We start from the raw sequence: 19287 nt of genomic DNA, 5'->3' as shown, positions 1-19287 counted from the left end.
GAATAAGGTTTAATTAATTTCTATAAACTTGGACATAACTTGGACATGAGGAGATAATATTATACTCTAGTTTCTATGAGTTTATGAATTAATATTTATTTATGACTGATAAATCCAACGAAAAACTTATTCTTAAATCAAATAACTGGAATGATTTAAAAATTAAAATAATTAGTTTTAATAAAACGAAACAAGGTGAAATATTTGAGGATTTTTCTGAATATTTAATAAAAACTAATCCACTATTTTATAATTACGCTATTAAAAATATTTGGAATTTTCGATATCGAGAAATACCCATAAATGTATTGAACTATTTAAATTTAGCACCCGAAGATGAAGGAATTGATTTAATTGTTGAGACCAAAGATCAAAAATATTTAGCAATTCAATGCAAGTTTCATGGCAACGACAACTATTCTCTTTCAAGAAATGATTTGGCAACCTGCTTAGATACTACATTTAATATTGGTAAAAATATTGAAGGTTTATATATAATTTCAAATTGTAATTCATACAGTTTTAAATTTGATAAATTAAATTATCCACAAGGTAAAATAACCTTTTTACTGAATGATTTTATTACAGAAAATGAAGAAGAGAAATTTAAAAATGTAAAAAACTTTATTTTAAAAAAAAAAATTATCTTTAAACCAATAAGCCCAGCTGAATATCAAAAAAATTCAATTAATAAAGTTATTAAAAATTTTAAAAATCATAACAGAGGAAAGCTAATATATCCATGTGGTACTGGTAAAAGTTTAGTTGGATTTTGGATAGCAAAAAAATTAAAACCAAAAAATATAATTGTTTGTGTCCCAAGTTTAGCTTTAATAAATCAACTATTTAATACTTGGGCAAGAGAATCTTTGGCATCTAAATGGAAGATAGAGTGGAGAGCTATATGTAGTAAGGAGAATTCTACGGATATAGATAGAGATGATATTTCTATGAAACTTGCTGAGTTGCCAGTAAAAACTTTAGTTGAAAATAAAGAAATAAAAGAATGGTTAATTAAAAAGTCTAAAATTACTAAAGTTACTTTTATAACTTACCAAAGTATAAAAAAAATAACTCCATTTAAAAAAAATTCTTTTGATTTAGGTATTATTGATGAAGCGCACAGAACAACAGGAGGAAAAGAAAACAGTTTTTCAAAAATATTATTTGATAAAAATGTTAAAATTAAAAAAAGACTTTTCATGACAGCTACACAAAGATTTTACAGTGGTAAATCCAACAAAATTCTTGGAATGGAAAACACAAAATATTATGGAAGTTTAAATAATAATGGTATTTTTGACGAAATATCATTTTCTGAAGCAATAAAACTTAAAAGACCAGATGGCACTAATGCATTAACAGATTATGAAATTATACACTTAATTTTCAGTAGGAGTGATATACAGAATATTTATAAACAAAATCTTTTTGTTAAGCCTAATGCAAAAATTTCAAAGAAAATAAAATGGAACAAATCGAGTGAAGCATCGATGTTAATTGCTGGTTTAGCTTTTAAAAAATCAATAAAAAAGTATGATTTAAAAAATACAATTTCTTTTAGTAGTGGTATTGAAAGATCTATTCTTTTAAAAGATCAAATAAATTTGCTTAATAAGCTTTATAGTCCTAAAACTACTAATTATCATATATCTAGCAGACAAAATATTGCTCAAAGAAAAGCAATTGTAAAATCTTTTGCAAATATTAATAATTCTCTAATTGCGAATGCAAGATGTTTACAAGAGGGTGTAGATATACCAAAAGTAGATAGTGTAATTTTTGCTGATCCTAAAACAAGTAAAGTCGATATAGTCCAAGCTGCAGGGAGAGCTTTAAGGCCTTTTAAGGGAAAAAAATTAGGTTATATAATTGTTCCTACAATTTTAAGCACAAAAGATAAATTAAAAAATAAAATTGAAAAAGCTTATGAAAATATAATGCAAACAATAACTGCCATGGGTAGTGTTGATAGAAGAATTATTGATTATTTTGAAAGTATTGCTAAAGGTAAAAAGTTTAAAGGTAGAGTACCAATTACAACAACCATCTCAGAAAGTTTAGAAATTGATCTTAACAAATTTCAAGAAGGGTTGGGTATTAAACTTTATCAGAGAATTAATAACTTAAGAGGAGTTTTTTACACTAAAGATGATGTGTTGTTGTGGAGTGATAATTTTTATAAAAAATACAAAAAACAACCTTCACATTCGGTTGGAAGAATTTCAAATAAAAACATTAAAAAAATTACAATTAAAAATGACAGTTGTATTGATAAAAAAGGTTTGACCTGGAGAAAAATCGATGATGATTTTATTATGGGTAGAGGTGATTTTTATGAAAGATCTTTAAATAAATTTCTGAAGATAAATCGACCAGATTGGAGCAGACAAGAAAAAACTTTCGGTAAATCTATTAATATAGATCGAGCTTTCTTAAAAAAGATTATTGATAATTTTTTTAATAGTTACAAAAGATACCCAGCTAGAATGAAAGATAATGAAAAAGAAATTTATCCAGGTATAAAAAGAACTTTTCGCCAGCTGAATAATTTTTTAGTTGGGAGACAAAGGGATGGAAAAAAAACATTACCAAAAACGATCGCAGAATTTATTAAAAAACAGTACAATGTAGAAACAACTAATTTTACAAAATTAGATTTAAATGAATTTAGAGTAAAAAGATATATAAGAGAATATTATAAAATTTATAATATTTTACCTAGAAGTACTGATAAATATGTAAGAAAAAATGGACAGAAAATTTCTTTCTTAACAATTTATATTGCTTTAATTCCTCAAAAAAAGATTAAATATTATAAGGGAAAAAAAACATTCATGGAATTACTTGAAGAGGTTTATAATGGAGCTAACAGACAACTTAATTTACCTCAGGGTGTTGCATCATGGATAAATCGACCTAAAAAATATACTTATAGGAAATTATAGGATAACTTGGACATGACTTGGACACAGAGAGATAAATTAAAAAAATTTAACTTATTCCTCTTGTTCAATTATAGATATTAGCATAAATACTCATGAAATTCATTAATGCCCTCGTGGTGAAATTGGTAGACACAAAGGACTTAAATAACCATGGGTAAGAACCTTGAAATTACTGAAAAACTTGAAAAATATATAAATAATTTTAGTTTAAAGTTAAATCCCATTCAGCAAGAAATAATTGATCATAACAATACACTTGGTGATGTTAAGAGAATGCAAGTAGCAATATCTCAATGTCATTTTCTTCATTTAATTATAAAAACTTCTAATATCAAAAATGTACTTGAGATTGGAACTTTTACTGGGTTAAGTGCGCTTTCAATTGCTCTGGCATTACCAGTGGATGGCAAACTTGTAGCGCTAGATAAAGATGAGGGAACGAACAAGATAGCAGTAAGTTTTTTTAAAAAAGCTAATCAGGATAATAAAATTCAAACGATTGTTAAACCTGCATTAGATAGTTTGAAAGAATTACAAAATCAAAAATTTGATATGGTTTTTATTGATGCTGATAAAATGAATTATAAGGAATATTACGAAAGATCACTGAAGTTATTAGACAAAGGTGGATTGATTATTGTAGACAATGTTTTATGGCATGGTGAAGTTGCTGATGAAGGTAATTTAGATAAATATACAATAAATATCAGAGATTTTAATACTTATGTTGCAAACGATAAAAGAGTGGAACAAATTATTGTACCTTTAGGTGACGGTATGACTGTTTGTAGAGTGTTGTAATGTTCGATGTATTTGGTTTTTACAAATTTAAAAAACTTACTTGTTTAAAAAAAAATAAGATTTTACTACAGGATTTTTTAATTAAGAAAAATATCAGAGGAACAATAATTATAGCTAGTGAAGGAGTAAATGCAACAATCTCAGGAAAAACTAGTGATCTAAAGTCAACTATTACAAAGATTAAAAAGATATTAGATTTTAAAAAGTTTGATAGTAAAAATATTTCAAAAAGTAAATTTCAACCTTTTCACAAACCAAAAGTTAAGATTAAAAAAGAAGTAGTCCCTATGGGTCTTTCTTTATCATCAAAAAACAAGAAAGATAATCATGTAGATCCTAAAAAATGGAATAAGTTGATTAGTGATAAAGAAACATTAGTTTTAGATTCTAGAAAACCATTTGAATATAATGTGGGTACATTTAAAAGATCTGTTAATCCTGATGTTGATAATTTTAGAGAATTTCCAAAATACTTAAATAAACTAAAAAAAACAAAGCCAATTGCAATGTTTTGTACTGGTGGAATAAGATGTGAGAAAGCTTCAGTATTTTTAGAAAAAAAAGGCTTTAAAAATGTTTACCAATTAAAAGGCGGAATTTTAAATTACTTAAAAAATGTTAAGAAAAAAGAAAGTCTATGGAATGGGGAATGCTTTGTTTTTGACAACAGAATCAGTGTTAAACATGGATTGGTAAATGGAACATATTCAATATGCAGTGGATGTAGAAAACCTGTTTCACCAAAAGATAAGAAGTCTAAAAAATATGAGGAGGGTGTTTCATGCTTAAACTGTAATGATAATTTAACTCAAACTCAAAAAGAGAGATTTCGTATGAGACAAAAGCAAATAAACCTTGCAAAAAAGAGTGGTTCAAAGCATATCTTTCAAAAAGAATTTAAATAGGAAAAAAAATTGTCTAAAGCCATAAATTTAACCAAAGATCCAATTTGGTCATTACTTAAAAAAGTAACTATACCAGCTAGTGTAGGTTCTTTGTTTCAAACATTCTATAATTTAGTTGATACATGGTTTGCTGGTAGAATTTCTGCTGAAGCTATAAGTGCAATCGCTAAATCATTTCCAATTTATTTTGTCATCATTGCTGTTGGTGTTGGTATTGGTGCTGCAACGAACTCTTGTATTGGTAATTTATTAGGTGCTAAAAAAATTAATAAAGCTTCACTATTTATTGCCCAGTCAGTAATTTTTGCATTAATCACTTCAATTATTGTTACTTTATTTGGATTAAATGCTTCTGATTTTCTCTTGGGTGTCATGGGTTCTGATGCTGCTGGTATTGCTTTAACCAGAGAATATTTAGATATAATTTTTTACGGAACCTTTATAGTTATGATCCAAATCTCTTTAAATGGAGCTTTAAATGCGCAGGGAGATACTAAGAGTTATAGAAACGTTCTTATCTTTAGTTTCTTTTTAAATATTTTTTTAAATCCATTATTTATCTGGGGATACGGAATTGTTCCAGCTTATGGCATAGGTGGCCTTGCTATAGCAACTGTTATCTCTCAATCTATTGGTACAATTTATTTAGCTTACAAAATTAACTCGTGTAAATTAAGAAAATATTTATCTATTAAATGCTTTATTCCTAAATTCATTCTTCTTAAAGAATTGTTCTCACAAGCAATGCCAATAATGATTAGTATGTTGTTTATTGGTGTTGGTATTTTTAATATTTTATATTTTATTGGACAATTTGGTGACCTTGCAACAGCGGGTTACGGTGCAGCTTTAAGAGTTGAGCAAGTTTTTTTACTTCCAGTAATTGGTTTAAATACAGCAGTACTTTCTATTGGTGGACAAAACTTTGGTGCTAAAAATTATAACCGTATAAGAGAACTTTATTCTAAAGCATTATTTTTTGGATCATCATTTATGGCTGGAGCAGGTATCATTTTATTCTTCGGCGCAGAGTTTTTTGTATCTCAATTTACAGATAATGCAGAAGCCATATACCACGGAGCTATATATTTAAAAGTTGCTGCATTAATAGCTCCTATTTATCCTGTGTTCTTTATTACAACAGCAGTTTTTCAGGCACTTAAAAAACCAATTTATAGTCTTTACCTAAGCGTTCTAAGATTAACCGCATTCCCTTTCTTATCATTGTGGTATGTAATTAATATCAGAGGTGGTGATTACGCAGATATTTTTTACACCATCATGGCAACGAATTGGTTTATGGGTATTGCAGTAATCATCTTTATTGGATACTTTTTAAATAATGTTTTTAAACAAAAGAAAAGCCATTTTTCTTATTAGTGTCTCAACACTAATATTTATTTTAACTATTAACCAAGTTAAATCTCAAACAATCAAAATTGTTGATGGAGATACAATTCATCTTAATAGAGAAAAAATTAGATTTACTGGAATAGATACACCTGAATTGAAACAAACTTGTTTTAAAGATAGCGTAAAAAATCCTTGTGGAGTTACAGCAAAACAAATCCTTATTGATAAAATTGGAAATAATAACGTTGAATGTATTAGTGAAGGAAAAGATCAATACAAAAGAACACTGGCCGAATGTTTTGTTAATAATGAAAGTTTATCAAGTTACCTTGTTAGAAGTGGCTATGCATTTGCATACAGAAGGTATTCAAAAAAATTTATACCTGATGAAGATTATGCAAGAATTAATAAAATAGGTATGTGGTCAATGGAGTTTGATTATCCTTGGGATTACAGAAAATCTAAAAAAAATTAAAATTTGCATGGTAGTTCTGTCATCCGGTGCCCCAGACCGTACTTCTATAATCCTTATTTTGTAACAAAGTTGCTTTAGCAAATAGCAGAAGTTTGAACAAGACTACGTCGATATTACATCGTAGATTCTTATTGATTGTAGATAAGTATTAATCTAGAGTTTTACATTATGAATAAACATATATCAGTTTTTGCACTTTTAATATTTTTGACATCCTGCGCTACTCCAACAGTTGTAAATGTTGTAGGTCCAACAGATGGTCAACTTACATGTAATCAACTTGATATAGAAATTGCTAAGGCAAATAGATATGCAGAAGATGCCAAGAAAGAAAAAAGCATGGGAACTGGAACTAATGTAAGTGCACTATTATTTTGGTTACCAGGATTATGGGCTACACATAAGAATGTCGAAGAAGCAGTGGATGCAGCAAATAGACGTGCTGAACATCTAGCAGGCCTAAAAGCTAAAAAAAATTGTCCCTAATATAAAAATCCACAGTTTAATTACGTCGTGACTACGTTTAAAACTAATCCTAGCACTAATCAGCATTTTAAATAAAGAGAAGTAAAAGAGGTATAAGGGGCGTTCTGTTACCCGGTGCCCCAGACCGTGCTTCTATAATCCTTATTTTTCACTAAAATTATTTTATTAAATAGAAAAAATTGAAATAAAACTAAAACACTTTTCTAAAATTTTATTTTATGTTAGAATTTTTTGTGAAAGTTGTTACTAAATTATTCAAATCACTAAAGTCACGTTTGTTTTCTTTATTATATGCGGAAAAGTTTTGTAAGGGTAGGGCTTTAAGAGAAAAATTTTCCTCAATTGAGAAATTAGCAGCAAACCATTTTGAATTTAATCCTGAGCACCCTTGCCGTCCTACATTAACAGCGGCTCTTGTAGCAGTAAATCTTAAACCAGTAACTATAATTGAAACTGGAAGTAGTGCTTGGGGGGCAAACTCAACAATGCTTTTTGATAGTTATGTAAATTCGTTTGGTGGTTCAGTGAATTCTGTAGATATAAGAGCCACTCCAATGATCAAGTTAACTAACAAATGCTCCAACTTATCAACAATGCACTGCAATGATTCGTTGAAATTTTTAAGGAAATTACATTTAAGTTCCAGTAAATTTGAAGAAATAAAAATATTTTACTTTGACTCGATGGATGTTGACTGGTCAGACCCAATACCATCAATGGTTTATGGTCTATCTGAATTTCTTACGGTTCTCCCATTAGTTAATTCTGGAGATATAGTTTTGGTAGATGATACACCAATTAATAAAAAAACACTTGCTCATGTTCAAGGTGATGAAAGAGCTAATGCATATTCAAAAAATCAACAATATGGAATTACCGGAGGTAAAGGCAGTTTGATTAAGGACTATGTAAACTTACATGGTAGTTTTGAGATATTACAGCATGACTATCAGCTTTTACTTAAAAAAAAATGAACTTAACATTAAAAAAAAGTTTTTGTGAATCAAACCTTAGCTACATTCAAAAAGAATCCATATATTAACTAAAATTATAAATTCAACAAAGTAGGAGAGTGACAAGGGGCGTTCTGTTAACTGGTGCCCCAGAATTCTAGTTAATTTCTGGTATACTAATCTTGAAGAGCTTTTCGCCTAAAGGACTGATTGGGTCTTGAGGTGTAGGTTTAATTTTAGTTTTTTCTTCAACAATACTTAATAGCTTTTTAGCAAGTCCTTGACGTCTAAACATGGGATTAACAAAGATGTATTCAACTTCAGCTGTCTCATTATATCTAACAAAAGCAAGTGTTGTATTAATGTTTTTAAATGTAATAACACCATCATTTAGATCTATATCGTAATTTGTATTATTTAAATTATTCATTAATTATTTCCATCTTGTTCAAGTTTTTTTTCTAATTTTCTCACAAAGAATGAAACAATTAATATTAAAATTAAATACTCTAAAATTAAAAATGTGTAAATTTCTAACGGTCTATAAGTTGACACAACTAATTCATTAGCTTTTCTTGTTAAGTCACCAATACCTATAATTGATACTAATGAAGACATCTTTAATACATATACAAACTGGTTACCTAAAGCAGGTAAGATGTTTTTAATTGCTTGGGGAAGAATTACTAATCTTAATCTTTTATAAAAAGTTAGACCTAGTGATGAACCTGCTTCCCATTGTGATTTTTTAATTGAATTTATACCTGCTCTAAAAATTTCCGCTTGAAAAGCACTTTCACTAATTGCCAGCGCAATTATTCCAGACACGAATGGACTGAAGCTTAATCCAGTCATTATAGGTAGACCGTAATAAATCCATAATATTAAAACAAGCAACGGTATTGCTCTTACAATTTCTACATACCCAATATTTACGTATGTTAAAAATTTATTCTTAGCTAAAGAGGGTATTGCAACAATGAACCCTAAAATTGCAGAAATAATTATAGATATTACTGAAATATAAATAGTTGTTGTTAAGCCACTTAGTAAAAATTTTAGGTTTGTTAATCCTTCAACATTATTAGGTGATAGAATAAACCAACCTAATTCTTGGCCACTACAAGAAGTAATAAGTAAAAATAAGAGTAAAAAAAATAAATTTTTCACTCTTAAAGTTATAATGAATTAGAGATTAATATCTAATTTTTTATAAGCTTTTTAAATTATATTTAGCGAGTAGTTTATTAAAGAAACCAGACGATTTTTTATCTTTAATCCATGCATTAACATAATCATTCCAAACCTGATCTTTTTTACCAACCATCATTGCTAAAAAGGCAGGATTTTTCTCTCCATCAGGAACAATTGCTAATTGCGGGTATTTTATAACTAACTTATTGGCCTCCGTTGAACTTGTAATGTTTCCATCTGCTCTTCCAGCTAATACTTCTTGAAAGTCTCTTGCAGGAGATTCAACTGATTGTAATTTTGATTTTGGAAAAAATTCTTTAGCTTTTTCCTCTTGAGAAGTTCCAAGTGTTGTTGCAATAGTTACACTTTTATTATTCAAAGAGTTCCACGTTGAATATTTTTTTAAATTCTTTTTAAGAACAAGTGGAACAGTTCCATACTTGTAGTAAGTATCTGTAAATCCAGCAACTTCTGCTCTTTTTGGAGTTTTAGTTACACTTGTAGAAATATCATATCTTCCAGCAGTAATTCCTGAAACAATAGTCTTCCATTCAGTGGGTACAAAAGTAATTTTTAGACCCATATCTTTTGCTAATTCTTGCATGACATCAATATCAAAACCAACATACTTATTAGTAGCTGGATCCTTCATCGTCATTGGATCCCAGTCGCCTGTAGTTCCAACTTTTAATTCACCAGAAGATATAATCTGATCAAGTTTAGTTTCTGCGTTAAGAGAGAAGGGTAAAAGTGCTAATAGCACCACAAGGAGTATTTTTTTCATATTACCCATATAACAACAATTTAAATAAATATAAGGCTATAACCTTGACGCACTATCACTCATCCAAGAATGCAAATGCTCTGAAAAAGAGCGTCTAACAAGTAAATTAACCTCATTTATTTCCGTAAGATGGATAATTACATCAATATGCGACAGTATTGTTTGAACAACTGAACCTTTCTTATTTTTAAATTCATTAAAGTTAAAAGGAGATCCAGTGGCAAATAAATCAAAAACCTTACTACCTTTTATATTTAACATTACAAATTGGTCACTAACATCAGTTACAGCACCCAATTTAGCTTTAGATATATTTTTGATTAATTCGTCTTCAACTTGATAAGCATTATTATCCTCACTCACAGTTTCATTTGATATCAACATCCACTCATCAGGGCTTAACCAAAATGCAGTTAACAGTTCTGCTGATGTAGATGTATTTGCCTCTGTTGGCAAGACCATATTAAGATTTTTACCAATAGTTGTAATAAAATCTTTTGTTTTGCCTCTTATGATTAATTTCATAATAGGTTTAATTTCTTTAATTTCTAAATCTGAATAAATTATATCTCCTTTAATAGAAGTTTTATAATTAAGCATTTAACCTCAAATTTTCTTTGTCAAAAAAAACAGGATCAACAATAGTTACATTAATATTTTTATTTTCCATCGGAATAAATAATTTTTGACCTAGCATATTTTTACCGCCTCTAACTACAGCTAGTGCAATTGATTTATTTAAATTAGGACTATAGTAACTTGATGTTACATGACCTAACATTTCAACTGGTTTTAAACTAGTGTTAGTAACTATCTGAGCTCCTTCTTCTAAAACTTCAGTTGGATTATCTGTTATAAGACCTACTAATTGTTTTCTATCTTTTTTCATGGTGTCAGATCTATAAAGAGATCTTTTACCAATAAAGTCATATTTCTTTTTACTAACAATCCAATCCATCTGTAAATCTATAGGTGTCATTGTTCCATCAGTATCTTGACCAACAATAATAAATCCTTTTTCAGCTCTTAATAAGTGCATTGTCTCGGTGCCGTAAGGAGTTATATTAAATTCCTCACCTGCTTCCATGCATTTTTTCCATAAGTCTTCTCCATAGTTTGCCTGAATATTGATTTCATAACTATGTTCACCTGTAAAACTAATACGCATAATTCTACATTTAATATTATTAATCTTTGAATTCTTAAAAGACATGTGTGGAAAACTTTCATCTGAAAGATCAAGATCAGGTATTAATTTATTAAGAATCTTTTTACTATTTGGACCACAGATACTAGCTGTTGCATAATGATCTGTTACTGATGACAAATAAACATCTAGTTCAGGCCATTCTGTTTGAAGGTAATCTTCTAATTTCCCCAATACGTTTGCAGCACCACCAGTTGTTGTTGTCATGATATAATGATTTTCATCAAGTCTAGTTGTTACCCCATCATCATAAACCATGCCATCTTCGTTAAGCATTAAACCATAACGACATTTTCCTATGGCTAGTTTTGACCACGCATTTGTATAAACCCTATTTAAAAATTCTGAAGCGTCAGTTCCTTGAATGTCAATTTTACCAAGTGTTGAAGCATCTAATATACCAGCACTATTTCTTGCAGCTTTACTTTCTCTTTGAACAGCATCATGCATAGTTTCATTATTTTTTGGATAGTACCAAGCTCTTTTCCACTGACCTACATTTTCAAACTTAGCTTTATTTTCTATATGCCAGTCATTCATTGGCGTTCTTCTAAATGTATCAAAATATTCACCAACGTTTCGTCCAACAATTGTTCCAAATGTTAAAGGTGTGTAAGGGGGTCTAAACGTTGTAGTTCCAAGCTCACCCATCTTAACACCAGCAGTTTCTGCAATAATACCAAGAGCATGCATATTACCAAGCTTACCTTGATCAGTACCCATTCCAGTTGTTGTGTATCTTTTTACATGCTCAATTGATCTAAAGCCTTCTCTTAGTGCAAGTTTAATATCTTTTGCAGTTGCATCATTTTGATAATCAACGAAAGGTTTTGTTTTTCCTAAAACTTTATCAGATGGAAGTAACCAAATAGTTTTAATCTCATTATCTTTAGGACAATTTATTTCTAAATTATCAAATTCAGTTTCTTTTATATCTAGAAATTTTTTTAAAGATTTTGTAGAATTTTTAATCAAATCATCTAATTCAAAATCCCCATTACATGAGCCAATACTAATTTGATCTGATGGGTATATATCAGGAATAAAAACTTGATCTTTCTCTCTAAATTTTAATTTACCACCTGATTGGGTAAATAAATGAACAGCTGGCGTCCATCCACCAGCAATTGCTAGACAATCACAATCAAGCTCTATCTTTTCTGGACTTGCAAAAGACTGTCCATCTCTTGATAGTTCCATTATCGTAATTTTATTAATTTTTTTATAACCCTCTGTATTTACAACTGTGTGAGATCTGTAAATTTTAATCCCCAAATCCTCAACTTCCTTAGTAAATGCAGTATTAGATTTTTCTCTAATATCTATAATAGCTTCAACCTTAATTCCTTTTTTATTTAATGAAATTGCACTTTCATAAGCCGTATCATTATTAGTAAAAAATATATTTTTTTGACCAGTTGCAACACCATAATAATCTGCATATTTTTTAACTGCAGATGAAAGCATAACACCCGGTCTGTCATTATTATTAAATACTAGTGGTCTTTCTAAAGAACCAGTAGCAACAATAACTTTTTTAGCTCTAATTTTTAACAACCTTTGTCTTACTTTTTTATTTTTTTCATTTTTAGGAAGATGATCAGTTAAATTTTCTCTTGCTAATAAATAATTGTAACCATGATAAGCTGCAACACTAGTTCTTGTTTTAATTTCTAAGTTTTTAATATTTTTTAATTCATTAATTTCATTTTCTAACCAAGTAGAAGAATTTTGATCATTTATTTTTACATGTTCTGAGTTTTGGAAAATTGTAGATCCGCCAATTTCATTTTTTTCATCAAGTAACAAAGTTTTAAGATTATTTTTTGCAGCAGTTTTTGCAGCCATAATTCCACTAATACCAGCCCCAATTACTAAAACATCACAATGAATGTATTTATGATCATATATGTCTGGGTCAGGTTCAGTTGGTGATTTTCCTAGTCCAGCAGAATGTCTTATAATATATTCATACTTTTCCCAAAAGTTAGCAGGCCACATAAAAGTTTTGTAATAAAAACCAGCAGGCAGGAGAGGGGATAAGAAATTATTTATACCTCCAATATCAAAGTGAACACTAGGCCAACAGTTTTGGCTATTTGCTTCAAGCCCATGATATATCTCAAGCTCTGTCGCCCTAACATTTGGGTCTGTTAGTGCTGTGTTGTTATTAACTTGTACGATTGCATTAGGCTCTTCAGATCCAGAAGTCATTATTCCACGTGGTCTATGATATTTAAAGCTTCGTCCTACTAAATGAACATCATTAGCGAGTAATGCAGAAGCGAGAGTATCACCTTTGTATCCAAAATAAGATTTTCCATTGAATTTAAAAGAAACTCTAGAGGTTTCATCAATATATTTACTTGTTGTAACTCTTAAATTTTTTGACATTAAATTATTTTATAGGAGGTTTTTCATCCATTTTATATATGGCCTTAATTTTATCATTAGAAGTATCTCTAACCATGTTGAACCATTTTCTACAACCATGTGCATGGTTCCATCTTTCAAATTGAACACCTTTAATATTTTTTCTCATAAATAAATATTCTGCCCATTCATCATCACTTAATTCTGTGGGTTGTTTAGGTCTTTCAATATGGGCTTCACCACCAGCTTTAAATTCACTTTGCTCACGTTCACCACAAAAAGGACAGGTAATTAAAAACATTAGTGAGCTACCGCCGCTGCGCCATGTTCGTCAACAAGGTCTCCACTAATAAATCTATTTAAATTAAATGCTGCATTTAATTTATGTGGTTCATCATTTGCTATTGTGTGAGCGAATAAATCACCCGAACCAGGTGTTGCTTTAAATCCACCAGTTCCCCAACCACAATTAAAGTACAAACCTTTTATGGTCGTTTTACTAATAATAGGACTAGCATCTGGACAGATGTCAACAATTCCACCCCATTGTCGTAGCATTCTCATTCTACTAAAAATTGGATAAAGCTCTAAGATTGCATTTAATGTCCCTTCAACAATATCATGACTACCTTTTTGTGAATATGAAACATAATCATCAGTACCAGCGCCTATTACAAGCTCACCTTTGTCAGATTGACTTACATAAGCATGAACAGCGTTAGACATTACTACAGTATCAATAATTGGTTTAACTGGTTCTGAAACTAAGGCTTGAAGAGGTTTACTTTCTAATGGCAATCTTAAGCCTGCCATATTCGCTAATACACTTGAATGACCAGCAGCTACTACTCCAACTTTTTTAGTTTTTATAAAACCTTTTGTTGTTTCAATGCCTTCTACTTCATCACCGTTTCTTTTAATTCCTTTAACTTCACAATTTTGAATTATATCTACTCCCATTTCATCTGCACCTCTAGCATACCCCCAAGCAACAGCATCATGCCTTGCGGTGCCAGCTCTCCTTTGTAAAGTTCCACCCAATACGGGATATCGAATATCTTGTGAAGTATTTATGATAGGACAAAATTTTTTAACTTCTTCTGTGCTTAAGTAAACTGCATCTATGCCATTTAATCTATTAGCATGTGTTCTTCTTTTTAAATCTCTAACGTCTTGTAGGTTATGTGCAAGATTCATTACACCTCTTTGACTAAACATTACATTATAATTTATTTCTTGAGATAAACCTTCCCATAATTTTAATGCATGATCATAAAGACCAGCGCTAGCATCCCATAAATAATTAGATCTTATGATTGTAGTATTTCTTCCTGTATTACCACCACCAATCCAACCTTTTTCTACTACAGCAATATTTGTCATATTATGTTTTTTTGCTAAATAATAAGCAGTTGCTAAACCATGACCACCACCACCAATAATAACTGCATCATACTCTTTTTTTATAGCGGGATCTTTCCAGGCTTTTTGCCAATTTTCATGATAGGAAAAAGCATTTTTGACTAATGAGAATATTGAATACTTATTTTTCATAATATTGATCAAGAATTACTTTATAAATATTGAATATTCAATACAATCGGTTATATCAATGTCGCAGTGGAAGAGTGGGTGAGAGGCTGAAACCAGTCGTTTGCTAAATGACCGTGCGGGGAAACTTGTACCGAGGGTTCGAATCCCTCCTCTTCCGCCATTAAAATAAAGGATGATCTTTAAAAAAGTCTTTCATTTTAACAGGCTTTTTTTCCAAAATATATCTGTAAACATTGTAATTCTCCATAACACGCTGAACATAATTTCTTGTCTCTTTAAATTTAATTAATTCAACCCAATCTACAAAATCAACTTGTTTTTTTTGAGGGTCTTTATTTATCTTTTTCCAATATTTAACTCTTTTTGGACCAGCGTTATAAGCAGCTGTAGCAAAAGGATAAGCTCCATCATATTGTAAAATTAAACCAGCTATATAATGAGATCCTAAATTAATATTGTATTCAGGATCAGATGTTAATCTTGATTTTGAATAGGGTAACTTTGCTTGTTTGGCAACGAGCTTAGCAGTGTAAGGCATTAATTGCATTAATCCTTGCGCACCAACATGACTGTTTGCTCTCATGTCAAACTCACTTTCTTGACGAATAAGAGAAAGAATAAAAGCAGTTTCTGGTATTTTTCTTCCATTAACGTATTCTGGGGTACTTATTATTGGATAGTTAAAATCATTGTGAAATCTTTTTTGATAAGATGCAATCTTTGAAACTTGTATTGCAAAATCATATCTTGCTATATTAGTTGCAAGTTCGGCTGCTAGAATTTCACTTCCATCCTTAATATTATCATTAGCCAAGTGTCTTAATATATTTTTTGTATATCTATCTTTATTTAGTTCATCTAAAAGATGAACAATTTTTACTAGTTCTTTTTTATAAAAATATTTTCTATAAGTGTCAGGCACAATAGCTTGTTCATCTAGCTCAAATGTTTCATTGGGTTTAATTTTTAAAAATGCTAGTTGACCATAATATGTTGATAAATATTTGGTTGCTTCTTCATACCATTTTTTAGATTGTGTTTTATCACCAATTTTTTCATAAGATCTCCCGAGCCAATAAGCACCACGAGATAAACTAATTGGGTAACTCACGTTTTGATAAAAATCATTAAAATGATCTATTGCTAAAATAGGGTCATCTAAAAAGCTTAATGCAATCCAACCACTCATCCATTCAGCGTCTGCATATTCTGGGCCAATGTCCAAAGAATGTTTGCTTGCAACTTTATAAGCAGACTCATATTTCTTCTTATAAATAAGAGCTCGTGTCATTATTGCTCTTTCTTTCCACCACTTGTCTGGCCTAACTAAATAATCTTTATTATTTGGAACTTTAAATATAATCTCCAAGGAATCGTCGACTCTTCCTCTTTTTCTTCTCCATTTAAGTCGATCGTAATTTAGTCCAGCATCATTTTTAAGTTTTGTTGGAACATTTTTGATTGCATTATCAACACCATAAGACTTGCTCATTAAAATTTGTCTAGCTGTATAAAGCAACTCATAGTCTTTAGGCAAATATCTTAACATTCTTTTTAAATCCCATGATTTACCTTCCCAGGCTAAATAATCCGCACGTTTAATGTAATCATTTGCATCTAAATATTTTTTATATTTTTTTCTAAAAAATTTCATATTAGACCTATTTAGATCTGCAGTTATCCAGCCATCTTTAATTAGAGAGGTACCTTTGGTGATATCGCCTTTTAATATAAAGCTTTCTCCAAGTATTAGTTTTCCATAGCCACTCAATGGTTCCTCAGAATTAAACCAACCTATGATCTTATTTGGTGAGATCTTACTTGTTGAAAGTTTGTGTTCAGCTAAATACCGAATTCTACTTATTCTTGGGTAGTTTTCATTATTTTTTATAAATGTTAAATAGTCATAAAAACTTGCTTGGTTGCCTGTAGTTAACAAATGTCTCCATTGAATAAAATTATATATAGATTTGTCCTCAGCTTTTTTAGACTGCGTTAGTGCTGTTGACCATTGACTTTTTTCCATTGCGGCAATAGATTTTTTTGCAATACCATAGTCTTTTTTGCTGTAGTATTTTGACCTTGTTTGAACTACTGACTTTTCCTTCTTAACTACTAAGGGTTTACTTTTGGGAATAAGAAAATTAATTTTTTTTAGATCTTTTTTGACTATTGTAGTTTTAGGTTCCTCTTTTTTTTTGGATGGTTTAGGTTTGGGTTTAAGTATTCCCTGTGATATCTTTGCACTTTGTGCCTCTACATTTAAAATAGGTTTTTTTAAAGGAATTATTGATATTTCAGCAGCAAATACATTTCCTATTATTATTGAACTTAATAATAGTGATTTTATAAAAAAAAATATCTTTCTGGGCATAAATTTACTAAATGAATCTTTAAACTATGTTATAAGTATTTATGTTCAAAGGATCAAATGTTGCTTTAATAACCCCATTTAAGAATGATGAGCTCGATGTTGAGGCTTATATTAAACTTATTCATTTTCAAATATCTAATGGCACTAATGGTTTAGTACCTGCTGGAACAACAGGTGAATCGCCAACATTAAGCCACGATGAACATCAAAAAGTAATAGATTTATGTGTTAAAGAAAGTGATGGAAAAACTGTAGTTATTGCTGGTACTGGCTCTAATTCAACTAAAGAAGCAATCTCTCTTACAACGCACGCAGAGAAGGCAGGTGCGGATGCAGCTCTAGTAGTCACTCCATATTATAACAAACCAACTCAAGAAGGGCTATATCAACATTATAAAGCAATAAACGACAAATGTGGGATACCAATTATAATTTACAATATTCCTGGAAGATCTGTAATTGATATGTCTGTTGATACAATGGCTAGATTATTTGAATTGAAAAATATTGTTGGTGTTAAAGATGCTACTGGTGATTTAGATAGAGTTATTCAACAAAAAGATAAAATGGGAACTGATTTTGTTCAGTTGACAGGTAATGATGATAACGCTTTAGAATTTAATAATAGAGGTGGCATCGGCTCTATAAGCGTAACTGCAAATATTGCTCCTAAATTATGTTCTGATTTTCAGAAAGCCTCAAAAACAGGAAATGACGAGAGTAAGCTTGAAGCGATCAGACTAGATAAAATTTTACAACCCGTTCATAACTCTATGTTTATAGAAAGTAATCCAAGCCCCGTTAAGTATGCTGCAAAACTTTTGGGTCTTTGCGATGATGATGTTAGATTACCCTTGGTCAAGGTTACAGACCCAACCAAAGATATTGTTAAAAAAGCTTTAGTATCAGCAAATCTACTTTAATGAACAAGAAAGCCAATTCTGGTTTAAAAATTATTTGCTTAAATAGAAAAGCAAGTTTCAACTTTTTTTTTGAAGACTTAATTGAAGCAGGAATAGTTCTTAAAGGATCAGAAATTAAATCCATTAGAGAGGGAAAGGTGAATATTACAGATTCTTACGCTGTAGAAAAAGATGGTGAAATAGTTTTAATTAATTCTCATATAGCAACTTTTAAACAAGCCAGTTATTCGAATCATAACCCCACTGATGAGCGAAAGTTGTTATTAAACAAAAAAGAAATTAATAAATTAATTGGTAAAATGCAGAGAGATGGATTTACTCTTGTTCCAACAAAAATGTATTTTAAAAAAGGTAAAGCTAAAATAGAAATAGCAGTAGCAAAAGGTAAAAAACAATTTGATAAAAGAGCTACTAAAAAAAATAGAGACTGGAATCGTGAAAAAGCAAGACACATTAGAAAATCAAGTTAAGCAATCTTATTTAGCGATAGGATCAAATTTAGGTAACAAAATTGCTAATATTCATATGGCTACGTCTGAATTAGAAAAAAAAAAGATTAAAATAAAAAAAATATCATCTCATTATTTGTCAAAATCTTGGCCAAACCCTTTAATGCCAAGTTTCATAAATATTGTTATTAAAATTGAGACAGTTTTAGCACCTTTAGAATTGTTAAAGATTTGTAACTTTATTGAATTAAAATTAGGCAGGACTAGATCAAAAAAAAATGATCCACGAACATGTGATATTGATATAATTGATTATGACAAAAAAATTTTGAATATAAGAAGTAACAAGCTAATAATCCCTCATCCACAGATGTATAAGAGAAATTTTGTTTTGTTGCCATTATTTGAAATAGATAGGGGCTGGAAACATCCGGAATCTAAGATTAGTATAGTTAATTTAATTAATTCTTTACCAATTAAAGATTTAAGATCTATCAAACAAATATAA

Annotated in this window: 18 protein-coding genes and 1 tRNA gene; 11 read left to right on the top strand and 8 right to left on the bottom strand. The window is 29.9% G+C overall.

Annotation, left to right across the window (positions count from 1 at the left end):
* The first annotated feature begins 101 nt into the window (after nucleotides 1-101).
* From ABXT55_RS03665 to ABXT55_RS03635, 7 genes are all read left to right on the top strand, one after another.
* Nucleotides 102-2948, top strand: coding sequence for a DEAD/DEAH box helicase family protein (locus ABXT55_RS03665; RefSeq protein WP_415285400.1), 2847 nt, complete (start codon nucleotides 102-104; stop codon nucleotides 2946-2948).
* Between the two features lie 150 nt (nucleotides 2949-3098).
* A complete protein-coding gene (locus tag ABXT55_RS03660; protein ID WP_415285399.1) occupies nucleotides 3099-3749 on the top strand; it encodes an O-methyltransferase in 651 nt (216 codons plus the stop codon).
* Nucleotides 3749-4654 carry a rhodanese-related sulfurtransferase gene (locus tag ABXT55_RS03655; RefSeq protein WP_415285398.1) on the top strand — a complete coding sequence of 302 codons (906 nt, stop codon included), beginning with the start codon at nucleotides 3749-3751 and terminating at the stop codon, nucleotides 4652-4654. The genes ABXT55_RS03660 and ABXT55_RS03655 overlap by 1 nt, the downstream gene beginning before the upstream one ends.
* A gap of 9 nt (nucleotides 4655-4663) precedes the next feature.
* The gene (locus ABXT55_RS03650) at nucleotides 4664-6034 is read left to right on the top strand and encodes an MATE family efflux transporter (RefSeq protein WP_415285397.1); all 1371 of its coding nucleotides are present in this window, start codon (nucleotides 4664-4666) and stop codon (nucleotides 6032-6034) included.
* Nucleotides 5997-6482, top strand: a complete 486-nt coding sequence (locus ABXT55_RS03645; RefSeq protein WP_415285396.1) for a thermonuclease family protein — start codon at nucleotides 5997-5999, stop codon at nucleotides 6480-6482. Before ABXT55_RS03650 ends, ABXT55_RS03645 begins: the two co-directional genes overlap by 38 nt.
* 168 nt (nucleotides 6483-6650) lie before the next feature.
* A complete protein-coding gene (locus ABXT55_RS03640; RefSeq protein ID WP_415285395.1) occupies nucleotides 6651-6968 on the top strand; it encodes a hypothetical protein in 318 nt (105 codons plus the stop codon).
* Nucleotides 6969-7186: 218 nt separating this feature from the next.
* Nucleotides 7187-7942: a hypothetical protein gene (locus tag ABXT55_RS03635; RefSeq protein WP_415285394.1), complete on the top strand. Its 756-nt coding sequence runs from the start codon at nucleotides 7187-7189 to the stop codon at nucleotides 7940-7942.
* A gap of 136 nt (nucleotides 7943-8078) precedes the next feature.
* On the opposite strand, the gene ABXT55_RS03630 is transcribed toward ABXT55_RS03635, so the two are convergent.
* The 7 genes from ABXT55_RS03630 to ABXT55_RS03600 are packed head-to-tail and all read right to left on the bottom strand — an operon-like array spanning nucleotide 8079 to nucleotide 15033.
* Nucleotides 8079-8351, bottom strand: coding sequence for a GNAT family N-acetyltransferase (locus ABXT55_RS03630; RefSeq protein ID WP_415285393.1), 273 nt, complete (start codon nucleotides 8349-8351; stop codon nucleotides 8079-8081).
* A complete protein-coding gene (locus ABXT55_RS03625; RefSeq protein WP_415285392.1) occupies nucleotides 8351-9091 on the bottom strand; it encodes an amino acid ABC transporter permease in 741 nt (246 codons plus the stop codon). The genes ABXT55_RS03630 and ABXT55_RS03625 overlap by 1 nt, the downstream gene beginning before the upstream one ends.
* 40 nt (nucleotides 9092-9131) lie before the next feature.
* Nucleotides 9132-9899, bottom strand: coding sequence for an ABC transporter substrate-binding protein (locus ABXT55_RS03620; RefSeq protein WP_415285391.1), 768 nt, complete (start codon nucleotides 9897-9899; stop codon nucleotides 9132-9134).
* A gap of 36 nt (nucleotides 9900-9935) precedes the next feature.
* Nucleotides 9936-10499 carry a sarcosine oxidase subunit gamma gene (locus ABXT55_RS03615; protein WP_415285390.1) on the bottom strand — a complete coding sequence of 188 codons (564 nt, stop codon included), beginning with the start codon at nucleotides 10497-10499 and terminating at the stop codon, nucleotides 9936-9938.
* A complete protein-coding gene (locus tag ABXT55_RS03610; protein ID WP_415285389.1) occupies nucleotides 10492-13500 on the bottom strand; it encodes a sarcosine oxidase subunit alpha family protein in 3009 nt (1002 codons plus the stop codon). The genes ABXT55_RS03615 and ABXT55_RS03610 overlap by 8 nt, the downstream gene beginning before the upstream one ends.
* Before the next feature lie 4 nt (nucleotides 13501-13504).
* The gene (locus ABXT55_RS03605) at nucleotides 13505-13780 is read right to left on the bottom strand and encodes a sarcosine oxidase subunit delta (protein ID WP_415285388.1); all 276 of its coding nucleotides are present in this window, start codon (nucleotides 13778-13780) and stop codon (nucleotides 13505-13507) included.
* Nucleotides 13780-15033, bottom strand: coding sequence for a sarcosine oxidase subunit beta family protein (locus ABXT55_RS03600; RefSeq protein WP_415285387.1), 1254 nt, complete (start codon nucleotides 15031-15033; stop codon nucleotides 13780-13782). The genes ABXT55_RS03605 and ABXT55_RS03600 overlap by 1 nt, the downstream gene beginning before the upstream one ends.
* Nucleotides 15034-15101: 68 nt before the next feature.
* Here ABXT55_RS03600 and ABXT55_RS03595 point away from each other — a divergent pair.
* Nucleotides 15102-15193: transfer RNA gene (locus ABXT55_RS03595), tRNA-Ser, on the top strand.
* On the opposite strand, the gene ABXT55_RS03590 is transcribed toward ABXT55_RS03595, so the two are convergent.
* Nucleotides 15194-17407, bottom strand: coding sequence for a lytic transglycosylase domain-containing protein (locus tag ABXT55_RS03590; protein ID WP_415285386.1), 2214 nt, complete (start codon nucleotides 17405-17407; stop codon nucleotides 15194-15196).
* 41 nt (nucleotides 17408-17448) lie between these two features.
* On the opposite strand from ABXT55_RS03590, the gene dapA reads away from it, so the two are divergent.
* From dapA to folK, 3 genes are read left to right on the top strand one after another with little or no spacing between them, the layout of a single operon-like run.
* Nucleotides 17449-18330, top strand: a complete 882-nt coding sequence (gene dapA, locus ABXT55_RS03585) for a 4-hydroxy-tetrahydrodipicolinate synthase (RefSeq protein WP_415285385.1) — start codon at nucleotides 17449-17451, stop codon at nucleotides 18328-18330.
* A complete protein-coding gene (smpB, locus tag ABXT55_RS03580) occupies nucleotides 18330-18800 on the top strand; it encodes an SsrA-binding protein SmpB (protein WP_415285384.1) in 471 nt (156 codons plus the stop codon). Before dapA ends, smpB begins: the two co-directional genes overlap by 1 nt.
* Nucleotides 18766-19287 carry a 2-amino-4-hydroxy-6-hydroxymethyldihydropteridine diphosphokinase gene (gene folK / locus ABXT55_RS03575; RefSeq protein WP_415285383.1) on the top strand — a complete coding sequence of 174 codons (522 nt, stop codon included), beginning with the start codon at nucleotides 18766-18768 and terminating at the stop codon, nucleotides 19285-19287. The genes smpB and folK overlap by 35 nt, the downstream gene beginning before the upstream one ends.

This window comes from Candidatus Pelagibacter sp. Uisw_130, from assembly GCF_047722505.1.
In the GTDB taxonomy this organism is placed as follows: Bacteria; Pseudomonadota; Alphaproteobacteria; order Pelagibacterales; family Pelagibacteraceae; genus Pelagibacter.
This window is presented reverse-complemented; position numbering and strand designations above follow the sequence as displayed.

Coding starts and splice junctions, on each gene's coding strand:
- ABXT55_RS03665 (WP_415285400.1), top strand. CDS start 102: ATGACTGATAAATCCAACGAAAAACTTATTCTTAAATCAAATAACTGG.
- ABXT55_RS03660 (WP_415285399.1), top strand. CDS start 3,099: ATGGGTAAGAACCTTGAAATTACTGAAAAACTTGAAAAATATATAAAT.
- ABXT55_RS03655 (WP_415285398.1), top strand. CDS start 3,749: ATGTTCGATGTATTTGGTTTTTACAAATTTAAAAAACTTACTTGTTTA.
- ABXT55_RS03645 (WP_415285396.1), top strand. CDS start 5,997: ATGTTTTTAAACAAAAGAAAAGCCATTTTTCTTATTAGTGTCTCAACA.
- ABXT55_RS03640 (WP_415285395.1), top strand. CDS start 6,651: ATGAATAAACATATATCAGTTTTTGCACTTTTAATATTTTTGACATCC.
- ABXT55_RS03635 (WP_415285394.1), top strand. CDS start 7,187: ATGTTAGAATTTTTTGTGAAAGTTGTTACTAAATTATTCAAATCACTA.
- ABXT55_RS03630 (WP_415285393.1), bottom strand. CDS start 8,351: ATGAATAATTTAAATAATACAAATTACGATATAGATCTAAATGATGGT.
- ABXT55_RS03620 (WP_415285391.1), bottom strand. CDS start 9,899: ATGAAAAAAATACTCCTTGTGGTGCTATTAGCACTTTTACCCTTCTCT.
- ABXT55_RS03615 (WP_415285390.1), bottom strand. CDS start 10,499: ATGCTTAATTATAAAACTTCTATTAAAGGAGATATAATTTATTCAGAT.
- ABXT55_RS03610 (WP_415285389.1), bottom strand. CDS start 13,500: ATGTCAAAAAATTTAAGAGTTACAACAAGTAAATATATTGATGAAACC.
- ABXT55_RS03605 (WP_415285388.1), bottom strand. CDS start 13,780: ATGTTTTTAATTACCTGTCCTTTTTGTGGTGAACGTGAGCAAAGTGAA.
- ABXT55_RS03600 (WP_415285387.1), bottom strand. CDS start 15,033: ATGAAAAATAAGTATTCAATATTCTCATTAGTCAAAAATGCTTTTTCC.
- ABXT55_RS03590 (WP_415285386.1), bottom strand. CDS start 17,407: ATGCCCAGAAAGATATTTTTTTTTATAAAATCACTATTATTAAGTTCA.
- dapA (WP_415285385.1), top strand. CDS start 17,449: ATGTTCAAAGGATCAAATGTTGCTTTAATAACCCCATTTAAGAATGAT.
- smpB (WP_415285384.1), top strand. CDS start 18,330: ATGAACAAGAAAGCCAATTCTGGTTTAAAAATTATTTGCTTAAATAGA.